The sequence below is a fragment of the Bacillus pretiosus genome (assembly GCF_051294775.1).
Lineage (GTDB): Bacteria > Bacillota > Bacilli > Bacillales > Bacillaceae_G > Bacillus_A > Bacillus_A wiedmannii.
This window is the reverse complement of sequence record NZ_JBPPHF010000391.1, coordinates 1-291: the sequence shown is the minus strand read 5'-3', so window position 1 is coordinate 291 and position 291 is coordinate 1. Positions and strand designations below refer to the sequence as shown.

Sequence of the window (291 nt, the reverse complement as noted above, 5' to 3'; positions counted from 1 at the left end):
CTCTAGCTGACCCTCAGCTAATATAGTGGCATAAGTCCATGTTAGTCCAAAAGAACGTACTCCTAGGCGATACAACAACCGTAATTTCATTGCATCTCTTCCAATTGCTTCGCATCCTTCTAGTGTTAATAACGCTCCAATCTCGTCCTGTTTTAACATGTTAATATCATCTTTTGTCTGAATAAACTTCACACCTGGTTGGGATAAAATTTCATTATAAAAAATATCTACCATTTGTAATGCTACTTCAAATCGGTTTTCATATAGCACTGTTTCTGGCACATATATAGC

General features: G+C 36.4%; 1 protein-coding gene. It reads right to left on the bottom strand.

Going from position 1 to position 291, the window contains the following annotated elements:
* On the bottom strand, window positions 1–291 hold a 291-nt coding region (locus tag ACSG5Z_RS31410), incomplete at both ends, for a membrane dipeptidase (protein ID WP_435712906.1).